Below are 12,983 nucleotides of genomic sequence, written 5' to 3'. Positions count from 1 at the left end.
GTATTTGGCTCCTCGACCTGGGCTCGAACCAGGGACCTACGGATTAACAGTCCGGCGCTCTACCGACTGAGCTATCGAGGAATAAGCCGATATTATAGCAAGATGAAATCACTTCTTCCCACTTCTATCCGTATCCCCAGGGTACTGACTATTGCTGGCTCGGATAGCGGCGGTGGAGCAGGACTTCAGGCCGACCTCAAAGTAATCACTGCCCTCGGTGGCTATGGGATGTCTGTGATCACAGCAATTACAGCTCAAAACACTTTAGGGGTTACGCGTATTCAGGATGTCGACTTAGATGTCGTGGAGGCTCAAATCGATGCCGTTTTATTAGATATTGGCGCTGATATCGTCAAGATCGGTATGTTAGCTAGCCCAGAAATTGTTCGCACTGTGGCCAAAACACTTCGTAAGCATGGTGTCAGCAGAATTATCTTAGACCCTGTATTGCGCGCAACCTCAGGCGCAAGTTTGGGTGGTGACGATACTGCTCAGGCAATGATGCAAGAGTTATTTCCAATGGCAACACTGATCACTCCAAATTTAGATGAAGCATCTTTACTATTGGGTCACGATATTGCTGGCCCAAATGAATTTCAATTCGCAGCACAAAAATTACTCGAGATGGGTCCGCAAGCAGTTCTGATTAAGGGCGGTCATCTTGATGCAAGCCATACTCAAATTACTGACTATTTAATGTGGCGCACGATTGAAGATAGTCTTGAAGTGGTTCAGTCAAAAGAGTTCAAACACTATCGTGTGAACACTGCAAATACTCACGGTACCGGCTGTTCTCTTGCTGCGGCGATTGCGACTTATTTAGCGGATGGTCATGATTTAAGTCATGCGGTTGCTAAAGCGATTGCTTATGTTGAGGCAGGACTAGAAGCGGGCCGCTTCTTGAGTATTGGGGAGGGTCCTGGCCCGCTTTGGCATATGCACGATTTTTATCCAACTGCTTTGCCAAATGAAGAAAGTAGTTAAGCCCAATAGCTGCTATTGAGATTTTCGCTGACTGATTCGTATTGCTGAGCGTAGACCTTTTATAAAAATTAAATATAAAAGTTATTTTCGATACTTCTAGGATATTAGCCATAGAGGTAATACGATAGCGAGCATGTTATTTTCCTCGTCCCCCTTTTTGGAATTTTCGAAGTCTACCCGCAAGATCAATAAGCGCTACAAGATCAATGATTGCAAAGAGCTTCTGGTCCTAGAGGCTGTATTAGGGGCTTATTCTGATGGTGTGGAATTTTCGGTTTTAGATCTTATCTTGCTTGGAGATATTGCCTCACAAGCCACCCTTCATTCCATTATGAAGACTTTGATCTTAAAGAAGATGATAAAGACCGAGACTTGTAAGCGTGATGCAAGACGTAAGTACGTATTGCCCACTAAACACGGCTTGTCCTGGCTCAAAGATAAAGACGAATTATTAGTTGCTTCTCAGAATCGATGAGCGGAAAAAAATTCAACAGATTATTCGTTCGAAAGTCTGTAGCTTTATTGGTTTTATTTCCTGCGTTTGTGGCGTCTTCGCAAGTTGTAATTTCGCAAACATCTAAAGGCGAAGCTATCACTTGCTACAAGGATGTCATTAAAGAGCCATTTACTTTCTATGGCAATCCGGGAGATGTATTTACCCTCTATGACAACTCTACTTGGAAAGTCGCATCAGGAGGACAATATGAGTATGTTCCGGTTCGCTACAAAGATGTTTTAATCTGTCCTGCTGCGGGTAAATTGGTGATTGGCAATAAAGCTTTATCAATTTCTAAAAACTAAGTTTGCATTAATGCTTGCAGGTGTTTGACGGCAGCCTTAGGATCTTTGGCTTGTGTGATAGCCCTCACCACCGCAACAGAACCTACGCCACTCTTGGCAACCACATGAATGCTTTCTTGATCGATGCCACCAATGGCAACTAATGGATAGTGACTCATCAATTTCGCGTATTGATATAGTCTGCCTAGTCCTTGTGGTGCCGTGGGCATTTTCTTAAGGTTAGTCGCGAAGACTGCGCCCATCGCAATATAGCTAGGACAAAAACGGTCTGCATGAGCTAACTCAGCATAACCATGAGTGCTTAGGCCCAGCCTTAAACCTGCCGCCCGAATTTTTTCCAAATCAGCAGTCTCTAAATCCTCTTGTCCGAGATGCACTCCATAAGCCTGTGCATCTATAGCCTCTTCCCAGAAGTCATTGATAAAGAGTAAGGTCTTGCTGCCCTCAACCGCTTTGACAGATTCCTTAATTTGTTTTCTGATTTTGTAGCGATCTTCAGATTTAAAGCGCAATTGCACAGTCGGCAGTTCAGCTTCAACCATACGCTTTACCCAATCAGCATCGGGCATGACACCATAAAGTCCCAAGCGCTTCGGACATTCTTTAAAAGCATTTGGATTCATATTGCGCGTCCAAGGCAATAAGTCGAACTGCTCTGGTCTGCTGGGCCACTTAAACGGATTAAAACCACCATCATGCAAGGTCATGCGTGACCATGCTTTCCCTAAGACTTTGGCATCCGATTCAATAAAGCCCATTTCAATAGCAGCAAGTGCGCCAGCAAGTTCGTAATGATCAGTTGCAGCCTCATTATCAATGCGTGGAGGAGGTGAGCACATGGAAAATTGTGGCAATGGAATACACAATTCATCGCCTTTATGCGCTTGAATAATCTGATCGGCAAGGTCACGTACTAGACTCATGGATTAGTCTCTAGGCTTGATGCCAAAAGGGTGTGCCAACTAAAGGGGTACTTGCTTGGGCAGACTCTTGTGGTTTCATGGCGCCTGACAGGTAAGCAGTTCGACCTGCATCCACAGCCATCGCAAAGGATTTAGCCATAGCCGCAGGATCATTCGCAAGGGCTACAGCGGTATTTAGCAGCACGCCATCAAAACCCCATTCCATTACCGTGCAAGCATGGGAAGGAAGTCCTAATCCGGCATCCACAATCAGTGGTACCTTGATGCGGTCACGCAATAACTTCATGGCATATGGATTCAGTGGGCCTTGACCAGTACCAATAGGCGCAGCCCAAGGCATCACTGCTTGGCAACCTACATCCACCAAACGTTGGCACAAAATCAAATCTTCAGTGCAGTACGGTAACACCTTAAAACCATCTTTAATTAAGGTTTCTGCAGTTTGCACAAGGCGCAACGTATCGGGTTGCAAAGTGTAGTCATCGCCGATGAGCTCTAACTTAATCCAATCATTCTCAAACACTTCGCGCGCCATCTGGGCAGTAGTAATGACCTCTTGCGGACTATGGCAGCCTGCCGTATTTGGTAGAACGGGGACTGACATTTTCTTGAGCAGATCCCAAAAGCCGCTATGGGCTTCAGTAGTGCTAGTACCCTGGCGACGCAAGCTTACGGTAATCATCGCTGGATTGGCCGTCTCTACTGCATTCTCGAGTACCTTTGGAGAAGGATAGCGTGAGGTGCCTAATAGTAAACGGCTGGCAAAGCTCTCGCCGTATAAAACGAGGGCATCAGCGCTATTCAGATTGTTGGGTAATGGGGCAGTCATAAATAGTGAATAGGGGGGGGTTAGCCGCCAGTGACTGGGGCAATGACTTCAATCTGATCATTTTCATTGAGGGGAAATTGATCATATTTCGTTTTGGGTACAAAGTTCAAATTCACCGCAACTGCATAAGGCGGTTTTGCATTAATCAAGGACAGCGCATCTGAGATCATGCTTTGACTCGGAAGCTCATATTCAATCTGGTTGACGATTACACGCATACACTTGCCTCATGACTGCTAGTGTTACTGGTAATGCTCAAACCCAATTCCAGTGCAGTATTACTTTGACCGACTTCTAAGAGCTCTAATGTGGAATCTAGGACTGCTGGAGATATCATAAATCCATGGCGATAGAGACCATTGATCATGATCAAATCTGATAAGCCTTTATCTTTCTGCACCCGAATTTCTGGCAAGTTATTTTTCAAAGTAGGGCGACATTGGGTTGCCATCTCTAAGATGCGGGCTTCAGCAAAGCCGCTATGCACGGTATACACCGCACTGAGTAACTCCATCGCAGAGCGCACACTCATCTCCGAAAGATCATCAGACTCAATCTCTGTTGCACCAACTACATAGACGTCATTCTCTTTAGGGGCGATATAAATGGGGTAACGAGGATGAATCAAGCGAGTAGGTCTGCGTAATTTGACCTCTGGGGCAAAGAGACGCACCACTTCACCGCGTACTCCTCGTAAGCTCTTGCCAGGTGAGGTCCAAGCATCTTTGGCGCCATTACCACGGCAATCAATTACGCATTGATATTGACTATCATTACGCAATTGCTCCGGATCTACCGCAGTATTCCAAAGACAATTGACTTTCAGAATGATTAATTCTTGTAATAGAGCATTCAGTAATTGACGATTATCGAGTTGACCTTCACCAGGTAAATATAAGCCTTGTATAAATCGATCTGCGACACCAGGCTCAAGCTTGCGTAACTCTGCACTATTGAGTTTTTGCGGCAGCGTTAATTGAGGATTGTGACGACAATTCTTTTCAAGATGATTGGTAAAGCGCTCGGCTTCATTAGCATCTTGTCGATGCCACAAAATTAAAGTGCCATCTTGCTGAAAATAGACTGAATTAGAGAGTTCACTAATGAGCTGTTTCCAGCGTGGCAAGCTATGAATACCCATGCGTACCACCGAATCCTCGGTAATAGCAGACTCAGCCAATGGTGCCAGCATGGCAGCAGCAATACGAGCAGCTGCACCGCTTGCATCAGAACCGCCTTGATCAAATAAATCAACTTGCGCTCCACGCTGAGCAAGCGCTACCGCCAGGAGCCGACCCATGAGGCCGGCGCCGACGATAGCGTATTTGCTGGGCATGGATAAAGCTTGATTCATCGTGATTACTGATAAATCTCGCTACCGCGCTTGCGGAACTCTGCAGACATTTCTTCCATACCCTTAGCGGCGTCGGTCACTTCTGCAATCGGAATGACTTTAGAGCCTTGCTTGGGGTTGCCATCAGCGTCTAATGTAGCAGCATAGTCACGCACTTCTTGTGTGATCTTCATCGAGCAGAACTTCGGACCACACATCGAGCAGAAATGCGCAATCTTGGCGCCCTCAGCAGGTAAAGTAGCATCGTGATATTCACGGGCACGTTCAGGATCTAAGCCGAGATTAAATTGGTCTTCCCAGCGGAACTCAAAACGGGCTTTCGATAAGGCGTTATCACGTACTTGAGCGCCAGGTAAACCTTTTGCAAGGTCAGCACCATGCGCTGCAATCTTGTAGGTGATGATGCCTTCGCGCACATCTTCTTTGTCTGGCAAACCTAAATGCTCTTTTGGTGTGACATAGCAAAGCATCGCAGTACCATACCAACCAATTTGTGCTGCACCGATGCCGCTAGTAATATGGTCATAACCAGGGGCGATATCGGTGATCAATGGTCCGAGGGTATAGAAGGGTGCTTCTAAGCAATGCTTGAGCTCTTCAGTCATATTCTCTTCAATGCGCTGCATCGGAACGTGACCCGGACCTTCAATCATCACCTGCACATCATTTTTCCAAGCCTTGGCAGTCAGTTCGCCGAGGGTATGGAGCTCACCAAACTGGGCTGCGTCGTTTGAGTCAGCGATGCAACCAGGGCGTAGGCCATCACCTAAGCTAAAGGAGACGTCATAGGCCTTCATGATTTCGCAAATCTCATCAAACTTGGTGTAGAGGAAGTTCTCTTTGTGATGAGCCAAACACCATTTAGCCATGATGGATCCGCCACGGGAAACGATGCCAGTGATTCGGTCAGCTGTCAGCGGTACGTAACGCAGTAATACACCAGCGTGAATTGTGAAGTAGTCCACACCTTGTTCAGCTTGCTCAATTAAGGTATCGCGGAACATTTCCCAAGTGAGATCTTCTGCGATACCACCAGTTTTATCTAAAGCTTGGTAAATCGGTACTGTACCAATTGGAACTGGTGAGTTACGAATAATCCACTCACGGGTTTCATGAATATGTTTACCAGTAGATAGATCCATGATGGTGTCAGCACCCCAACGAATCGACCAAACCATTTTCTCTACTTCTTCATTGATTGAAGAAGTCACAGCAGAGTTACCTAAGTTGCCATTGATTTTCACACGGAAGTTACGACCAATAATCATTGGCTCTAATTCTGGGTGATTAATGTTGGCTGGAATAATGGCGCGACCAGCAGCAATCTCAGAGCGCACAAATTCACCGGTGACGATGTCAGGCAGATTGGCGCCATAGCCTTTACCGGGATGTTGTTTGAGTAATTGCTTATATGCAGGATCTTTACGAAGTTGTTCTAGGCCCATGGATTCACGTAAGGCAACGTATTCCATTTCTGGAGTAATAATGCCTTTGCGGGCGTAATACATTTGACTGACGTTATTGCCTGTCTTAGCAACCCGTGGCGCACTTATATGCGCAAAGCGTAAGTTTTGAGTTGCCTCATCTTGGGAACGCGCAACACCATACTCAGAGCTGGGTCCAGAGAGTTGTTCAGTGTCATTGCGTTCTTTAATCCAAGTCTCACGCAATCTTGGCAGACCTTTTTCCAGATTGATAACGATTTCTGGATCGCTGTATGGGCCTGAAGTGTCGTAAACAGGAACAGGTGGATTGGCAACCAGTTCTTCACCAACCCGAGTTGGTAATTGCTCAATCATGCGTATCGGTGCTTTGATATCTGCACGTGAACCTTGTAAATAGATTTTGGTAGATGCAGGATATGCAAATTTTTGACCGAAGTCGCGTTCTAAGCTCTTGAGGCTCGGAATTTCATGTTTGGTGGTTTTGGGGCTAGCTGTACTCATGTCCATCTCCTAACTGTTTTAGATGGACGAAACCGGGTGTCGGTCTGATGTAACTCCCCACGCCAGCATTACCTGGATCGGGTTCTAGGGTCTTTCTCAGCGCCTGTGAGCAAAATCTGCTCTAAGGGCACCCCTGTTTCATCCTTAAGGAAGATTTAACCACGAAAAGCCGCTTTGCTGCAGGATGCCGTCCAAGAAGGGCAATGAAGTGTTTAAAAGGCTATTTATTGCGCCGCAAAAGGAAATCGGCAGTCACAAAAGCAGCATCGCTCGTGAATTCATCAGCAAGAATGCGGGCAGCGGCTTCCGCAAAAGAAACGTTAATAAAGCCACTCACTTCACCGTCATGATTAGTAGGAATGAAATTATCGGCTAGCACCAGGTCATACACATAGAGTTGCTCATCATGAAAACCCCATCCTGTAAGCGGTCTACGCATATGAATGCGAGTTACGGGCTCAATCTCATCGGCAATTTGCGCGGGCACTCCGGCTTCTTCCCAGAGTTCACGTCGCGCACAGACCCAAGGAGTTTCATCAGCAGAGATTCCGCCGGCAGCCATGTTGTCTAACCTGCCTGGATCGGTAGCCTTATTTTCACTGCGCCTGCCCAACCAAATTGTCTGGCTCTTGGTGTAACCATTGATATGGGTTGCCATACTACGAAATCCAAAAGTACGAAAAGCAGCTCGCTCCAGACTAAAGTATTGATGACCGTTTTGATCGACCCAAGCAAACTCTTCGTTTCGCCATCCAGGGATAAAGCCACCCAAGCGCAGGTGGTTCGCTAGCTGATTTAAGCTCATTGATACATCTTTAGGCTTGCCTAAGTGAATACTTAAGCGATCATTGCCCATCGAAATCAGTGGAACAGCTTGTTTCTTGAGAAACTCTTGCAGGTATGGAATAAATTCAGGATTAAGGTAGCCAATAGCCTGCTCCTCACTAGCGCCACGAGCAAAATAAATTGGTAAGTAATCAGCAGGAGCAGAGCGCGCCGTATTCTGGAGCATTTCCTCAAGGGCGGCGATGGTGCTAGTAGATAAGGCAGTCATTCGTTGAAGTGTAAGGGAACTTGACTTGCTCTGCCGCAATTTCTCAAGACTTCCTAACACAAAACTGAGAAGCAATAGGAATACGCATCGCAAAAATTTGCAGAAGAAGACATGCTGATAATTTAAGCAAGCTAGGTCGGTCTATATAAATCTGCGACTTACGAAAACTTTTGCCGATTTATCCACATTGCCTGTGGATAACTCTGAATACATTGTTGGTCCCGCCGACAGGAATCGAACCTGTATCCCACGCTTAGGAGGCATGTGCACTATCCATTGTGCTACGGCGAGTAGTAAAACTTTTTCCCTGAGGATTAAAGAATGATGCTGAGGAAAATTTGACTACATTCATATTTGCCAATGATTGCTTAACTGCGAACTTCACTACCAACCGCATAAAGCCCAAACTTGATTGCTAATGGCGATCATCATATCGGGTGCATAGTATGCAGAAAAAATGATGAGTAATACAAGCAATGCGAAGCCATAAAAAATCCACTTCCTTAAAGCTAGCTTAGGCTGCTTAAGCATTGGCGACTCTGGCAATGGCACGCTCTTTCACTGGTAAATTGACTAAGAACGCAAATACTCCTAATGCAATCGCAATCTGCCAAACAATCAAGTAAGAGCCTGTGCGATCAAACAAATATCCCCCTAAGAAAGCACCACAAAAACTACCCAATTGATGAGAGAAAAATACTAAACCTGAAAGCATTGTCAGGTATTTAACACCAAAGATTTGCGCCACAATGCCGTTGGTTAATGGAATTGTCGAAAGCCACAAGAAACCCATGATGGCAGCAAACACATAAGTGCTCATAGGACTTGGTGGGATCAATAAAAATGCAGTGATTGCAAACGCACGACCTAAATAGATTCCTGAGAGCAGATAACGCTTTGGAAAGCGTTGCCCAAAATATCCAGAGCCATAGGTACCAAAGATATTAAATAGTCCAATTAAGGCAAGTGCAGTAGTGGCAACTGCAGGTGCGCCTACGGCAGGATAAATAGAAGATAAATCTTTAAGGTAGGGTGCTAAATGAACTGCAATAAAGACCACTTGAAATCCACAAACAAAATAACCTAGGGTCAATAATTGAAAGCTTGGATTATTGATGGCCTCTTTTAAAGCTTCTTTAATGGTTTGATCGCCTAAGTTATGGCTGTGAACAAAATTCTTCTCACGCAACATAAACGCCGTCGGAATCATCAGGCTGGCCATTAAGCCCAACATTAAGAGCGCGTCTTGCGCACCGAATGCGCTTAGCAATCCTTGTTCTGCGGGGATCATCAGGAATTGACCAAACGAACCTGCTGCTGCTGCAATGCCCATTGCCCAAACTCGTTTATCGGCAGGCACGTTACGACCTAAGATGCCATAGACTACGCTGTAGGTGGTTGCAGTTTGTGCTAAACCAATGAGTAAACCGCCCGCAATGGTGAAATTAAGTGCATCAGTGGAAACAGCCATGCCTGCTAAACCGAGCGCATAAAGTAAGCCACCAGCAATCATGATTTTGAATGATCCGTAGCGATCTGCTAGTGCCCCTGTGATTGGTTGTACAGCGCCCCAAATGAGATTTTGTAGGGCAATCGTTAAGGCAAAAGTTTCACGACCCCAACCATTGGCCATGGTGATGGGCAAATTGAATAAGCCAAAACCATGACGAATGCCCATGGAGAGTGTGACCATAAGCCCACCAAAAATAAGGACTTGTTTCATGGTGAGAGAGGGTTTGGAGATAGCGGTCATTAAATGATTCCCTTGTTGCGAAGTGCGGCGATTGATTTGTCATCCATATGGAGTCGCTCTTGAAGTACTTCTTGAGTATGTTGCCCGAGAGTGGGCGGAGCCATACGGACTTCAGTAGGTGTTTTGGATAGTTTCATAGGGCTAGCGACTAATTTCATATTGCCTACCGTTGGATGCGGCACATTGATTTGCACATTGCGCGCAATCACTTGTTCATTTTCAAATACTTCTTTGAAATTATTAATCGGACCGCAAGGCACATTGGCTTGCTCTAGCAGAGCAATCCAATCGCCCTTAGTCTTCTTGCGTGTCATTGCCTCTAATAATGGAATCAGTTGTTTGCGATGTTGTACACGTAGGGGGTTGGTTAAAAAAAGTGGATTGTCTGCTAGATGAGCTTCGCCCCCTGCGTTAACAAAATGCCGATACTGGCCATCATTACCTGCTGCTACGATCATCCAACCATCTGAGGTGGGGAAGGTTTGGTAGGGAACAATGATCGGAGAAGCATTACCCCAGCGACGAGGAACCTCACCTGAGGTTAAATAGGCGCTGGAGACATTGGCCATCACAGCGATTTGTGTATCGAGTAAAGACATGTCAATGTACTGACCTTCACCAGTGTGATCACGATGTACTACTGCAGCCAGGATTGCCGTTGAGGCATACATGCCGGTAAAGATGTCGGCAATCGCAACTCCCGATTTTTGTGGGCTGGCCCCTTCAAAGTCATCTGCTTCACCAGTCACACTCATGAATCCACCAATGCCTTGAATAATGAAGTCATAACCAGGTCGATGTGCATAAGGGCCGGTCTGACCAAAACCCGTAATAGAGCAATAGATTAAATCTGGCTTAAACTTTTTTAGGCTCTCGTAGTCCAAGCCATATTTGGCGAGGTCGCCCACTTTGTAATTTTCGATCAGCACATCGGATTCGGCAGTCAGCTCACGAATAATCGCTTGGCCTTCCGGTTTGCTGATATCAACCGTAATCGAGCGTTTATTGCGATTGATGCAAATAAAGTAGGCAGACTCGTCAGTTTCTTGACCATGAGCGTCTTTGGCAAAGGGAGGGCCCCAGTGGCGGGTATCGTCTCCAGCGCCTGGGCGCTCAACTTTAATAACGTCCGCACCTAAATCTGCGAGATTTTGAGCGCACCAGGGACCCGCAAGCACCCGGCTGAGGTCTAAAACACGAATATGACTTAAGGCTCCCATGCCCCAATTTTGGCATGGATGACAGGGGAATTCGGGAAAAGTTCCGACTTAGACTCAGACATGACTACAATTTGCGCGCATGGCTACCCGTAAAACTTCCGAATACAGCGAATCGTCGATTCAGGTCCTCAAAGGACTAGAACCAGTCCGTCAGCGTCCTGGGATGTACACCCGCACTGACAATCCTTTGCATATCATTCAAGAGGTCTTAGATAACGCTTCCGATGAAGCTCTGGGCGGATTTGGTAAGCAAATCATGGTTACTTTGCATACAGACGGCAGCGTAAGCGTGGAAGATGATGGTCGCGGTATTCCAGTTGGTATGCATCCTACAGAAAAGTTGCCTGTCGTCGAAATCGTCTTCACACAGCTTCATGCTGGCGGTAAATTTGAAAAAGGTACTGGCGGTGCTTACGCTTTCTCTGGCGGCTTGCATGGTGTCGGTGTCTCTGTAACCAATGCACTGTCTAAACGATTAGAGGTCACTGTTTGGCGTGATGGTCAAGTTTCTACCTTGACCTTTGCTGATGGCAAAGTGATTGAGAAACTCAAATCCAAATCATCCACTAAAGACGATAAGTCACATGGCACGCGTGTGCGTGCATGGCCCGACGGTAAATATTTTGATAGCTCCGCGATTCCGATGGCAGATCTGATTCGCTTGCTCAGATCCAAAGCGGTTCTTTTGCCAGGCGTCAAAGTCACATTGATTCAAGAGAAGTCTGGCGACAGTCAAACATGGCAGTATGCCCAAGGCTTACGTGGCTACCTCAATGAGGCGATTACCCAAGCTGGGCATGGTCCGGAAGTGATCCCAGCTTTTGAAGGTGAGCAATACGCTACTGGCACTGGTGAAGATGATTCCTTTGCCGAAGGCGAGGGCGCAGCCTGGGTAGTGAGCTGGACCGAAGATGGTGCACCGGTCCGTGAAAGTTATGTGAACTTGATTCCAACACCTGCCGGTGGAACACATGAAAGTGGTTTGCGCGAAGGTCTCTTTAATGCAGTCAAAGGTTTTATTGAGATGCATGCCTTGCAACCAAAGGGTGTGAAGCTCATGCCTGAAGACGTGTTCGCACGTGCCTCCTTTATTTTGTCTGCCAAAGTATTAGATCCACAATTTCAAGGTCAGATTAAAGAGCGCTTAAATTCGCGAGATGCAGTGCGTTTGGTTTCTGGATACGCAAAATCAGCTCTAGAGCTTTGGCTCAATCAACATGTTGACTATGGCCGCAAGCTCGCAGACTTGGTCATTAAACAAGCACAGGCTAGAACACGTGCCGGTCAAAAAGTCGAAAAGAAAAAGTCTTCTGGCGTCGCGGTACTTCCTGGAAAATTGACGGATTGCGAGAGTGAGGATATTGCCCAAAACGAGATCTTCTTGGTGGAGGGTGATTCAGCAGGTGGCTCAGCCAAAATGGGTCGTAATAAGGAATATCAGGCCATCTTGCCCTTGCGCGGTAAGGTTTTGAATACTTGGGAAGCAGAGCGTGATCGCCTATTTGCAAATAATGAAGTCCACGATATTGCGGTAGCGATTGGTGTCGACCCACACGGTCCGAATGACAATCCGGATCTCTCTAACTTGCGTTACGGCAAGGTTTGTATCTTGTCTGATGCGGATGTTGATGGCGCGCATATTCAAGTATTGCTGCTCACCTTGTTTTACAAACATTTTCCAAAACTCATTGAGTTAGGCCATGTCCATATTTCTAGACCACCGCTCTTTAGAGTAGATGCACCTGCGCGTGGTAAAAAACCAGCACAAAAAATTTATGCGCTCGATGCGAGCGAGTTGCAAGCCATTGAAGATAAGTTGCGCAAGGATGGCGTCAAAGAGTCTGCCTGGCAGATCTCTCGCTTTAAAGGCTTGGGTGAGATGAGTGCTGAGCAATTGTGGGATACCACCCTCAACCCAGATACGCGGCGTTTGTTACCGGTTACTTTAGGCACCTGGACTGAAGATGAGACCTTTAAAACCATGGATATGTTGATGGGTAAATCAGAGTCTGGTGCACGTCGTGATTGGTTAGAAGAGCGTGGCAATGAAGTGGAGGCAGATATTTAATGGTTACGAAAAAGACTCCAGGCAAGAAGCCAGCAGTTGAGCAGGCAGATC

12 protein-coding genes, 2 tRNA genes and 1 riboswitch are annotated in these 12,983 nt (G+C 46.4%); of the genes, 4 read left to right on the top strand and 10 right to left on the bottom strand.

Annotation, left to right across the window (positions count from 1 at the left end; genetic code table 11):
- Positions 1-5: 5 nt before the first annotated feature.
- Positions 6-81 (bottom strand) — tRNA-Asn (locus AOC29_RS05705).
- A 21-nt stretch (positions 82-102) separates the two neighbouring features.
- Between AOC29_RS05705 and thiD the strand changes: the two genes are divergently transcribed.
- The 3 genes from thiD to AOC29_RS05690 all read left to right on the top strand — a co-directional run bounded on the left by thiD (position 103) and on the right by AOC29_RS05690 (position 1,785).
- A complete protein-coding gene (thiD, locus tag AOC29_RS05700) occupies positions 103-984 on the top strand; it encodes a bifunctional hydroxymethylpyrimidine kinase/phosphomethylpyrimidine kinase (RefSeq protein WP_215294647.1) in 882 nt (293 codons plus the stop codon).
- Positions 985-1,141: 157 nt separating this feature from the next.
- On the top strand, positions 1,142-1,459 hold the full coding sequence (locus AOC29_RS05695) for a hypothetical protein (protein ID WP_215294645.1): 318 nt from the start codon (positions 1,142-1,144) through the stop codon (positions 1,457-1,459).
- The gene (locus AOC29_RS05690) at positions 1,456-1,785 is read left to right on the top strand and encodes a hypothetical protein (protein ID WP_215294643.1); all 330 of its coding nucleotides are present in this window, start codon (positions 1,456-1,458) and stop codon (positions 1,783-1,785) included. The genes AOC29_RS05695 and AOC29_RS05690 overlap by 4 nt, the downstream gene beginning before the upstream one ends.
- On the opposite strand, the gene AOC29_RS05685 is transcribed toward AOC29_RS05690, so the two are convergent.
- The 9 genes from AOC29_RS05685 to AOC29_RS05645 form a co-directional block, all read right to left on the bottom strand.
- Entirely contained in the window at positions 1,782-2,708 is a 927-nt protein-coding gene (locus AOC29_RS05685; protein WP_215294641.1) for a thiamine phosphate synthase, read from the bottom strand. The genes AOC29_RS05690 and AOC29_RS05685 overlap by 4 nt on opposite strands.
- 10 nt (positions 2,709-2,718) lie before the next feature.
- A complete protein-coding gene (locus AOC29_RS05680; protein WP_215294639.1) occupies positions 2,719-3,537 on the bottom strand; it encodes a thiazole synthase in 819 nt (272 codons plus the stop codon).
- Between the two features lie 20 nt (positions 3,538-3,557).
- Positions 3,558-3,755 (bottom strand): sulfur carrier protein ThiS, encoded by a 198-nt coding sequence (thiS, locus tag AOC29_RS05675; RefSeq protein ID WP_215294637.1) that lies wholly within the window; start codon positions 3,753-3,755, stop codon positions 3,558-3,560.
- Entirely contained in the window at positions 3,746-4,891 is a 1,146-nt protein-coding gene (locus tag AOC29_RS05670) for an FAD-dependent oxidoreductase (protein WP_215294635.1), read from the bottom strand. Before AOC29_RS05670 ends, thiS begins: the two co-directional genes overlap by 10 nt.
- Positions 4,892-4,896: 5 nt before the next feature.
- Positions 4,897-6,837, bottom strand: coding sequence for a phosphomethylpyrimidine synthase ThiC (gene thiC / locus AOC29_RS05665; protein WP_251369929.1), 1,941 nt, complete (start codon positions 6,835-6,837; stop codon positions 4,897-4,899).
- Between the two features lie 37 nt (positions 6,838-6,874).
- Positions 6,875-6,982: riboswitch (TPP riboswitch) on the bottom strand.
- Positions 6,983-7,057: 75 nt separating this feature from the next.
- The gene (locus AOC29_RS05660) at positions 7,058-7,891 is read right to left on the bottom strand and encodes an NUDIX hydrolase family protein (protein WP_215294634.1); all 834 of its coding nucleotides are present in this window, start codon (positions 7,889-7,891) and stop codon (positions 7,058-7,060) included.
- Between the two features lie 216 nt (positions 7,892-8,107).
- Positions 8,108-8,182: transfer RNA gene (locus tag AOC29_RS05655), tRNA-Arg, on the bottom strand.
- 232 nt (positions 8,183-8,414) lie between these two features.
- Positions 8,415-9,635, bottom strand: coding sequence for an MFS transporter (locus AOC29_RS05650; protein WP_371819555.1), 1,221 nt, complete (start codon positions 9,633-9,635; stop codon positions 8,415-8,417).
- Between the two features lie 8 nt (positions 9,636-9,643).
- Positions 9,644-10,864, bottom strand: a complete 1,221-nt coding sequence (locus tag AOC29_RS05645) for a CaiB/BaiF CoA-transferase family protein (protein ID WP_215294630.1) — start codon at positions 10,862-10,864, stop codon at positions 9,644-9,646.
- Between the two features lie 79 nt (positions 10,865-10,943).
- Between AOC29_RS05645 and AOC29_RS05640 the strand changes: the two genes are divergently transcribed.
- Positions 10,944-12,932: a DNA topoisomerase IV subunit B gene (locus tag AOC29_RS05640; RefSeq protein WP_215294628.1), complete on the top strand. Its 1,989-nt coding sequence runs from the start codon at positions 10,944-10,946 to the stop codon at positions 12,930-12,932.
- Positions 12,933-12,983: the final 51 nt, after the last annotated feature.

This window comes from Polynucleobacter sp. JS-JIR-5-A7, from assembly GCF_018687935.1.
Taxonomy (GTDB): Bacteria; Pseudomonadota; Gammaproteobacteria; order Burkholderiales; family Burkholderiaceae; genus Polynucleobacter.
The sequence above is the reverse complement of the archived record's forward strand: the minus strand, read 5'-3'. Positions and strand labels throughout refer to the sequence as shown.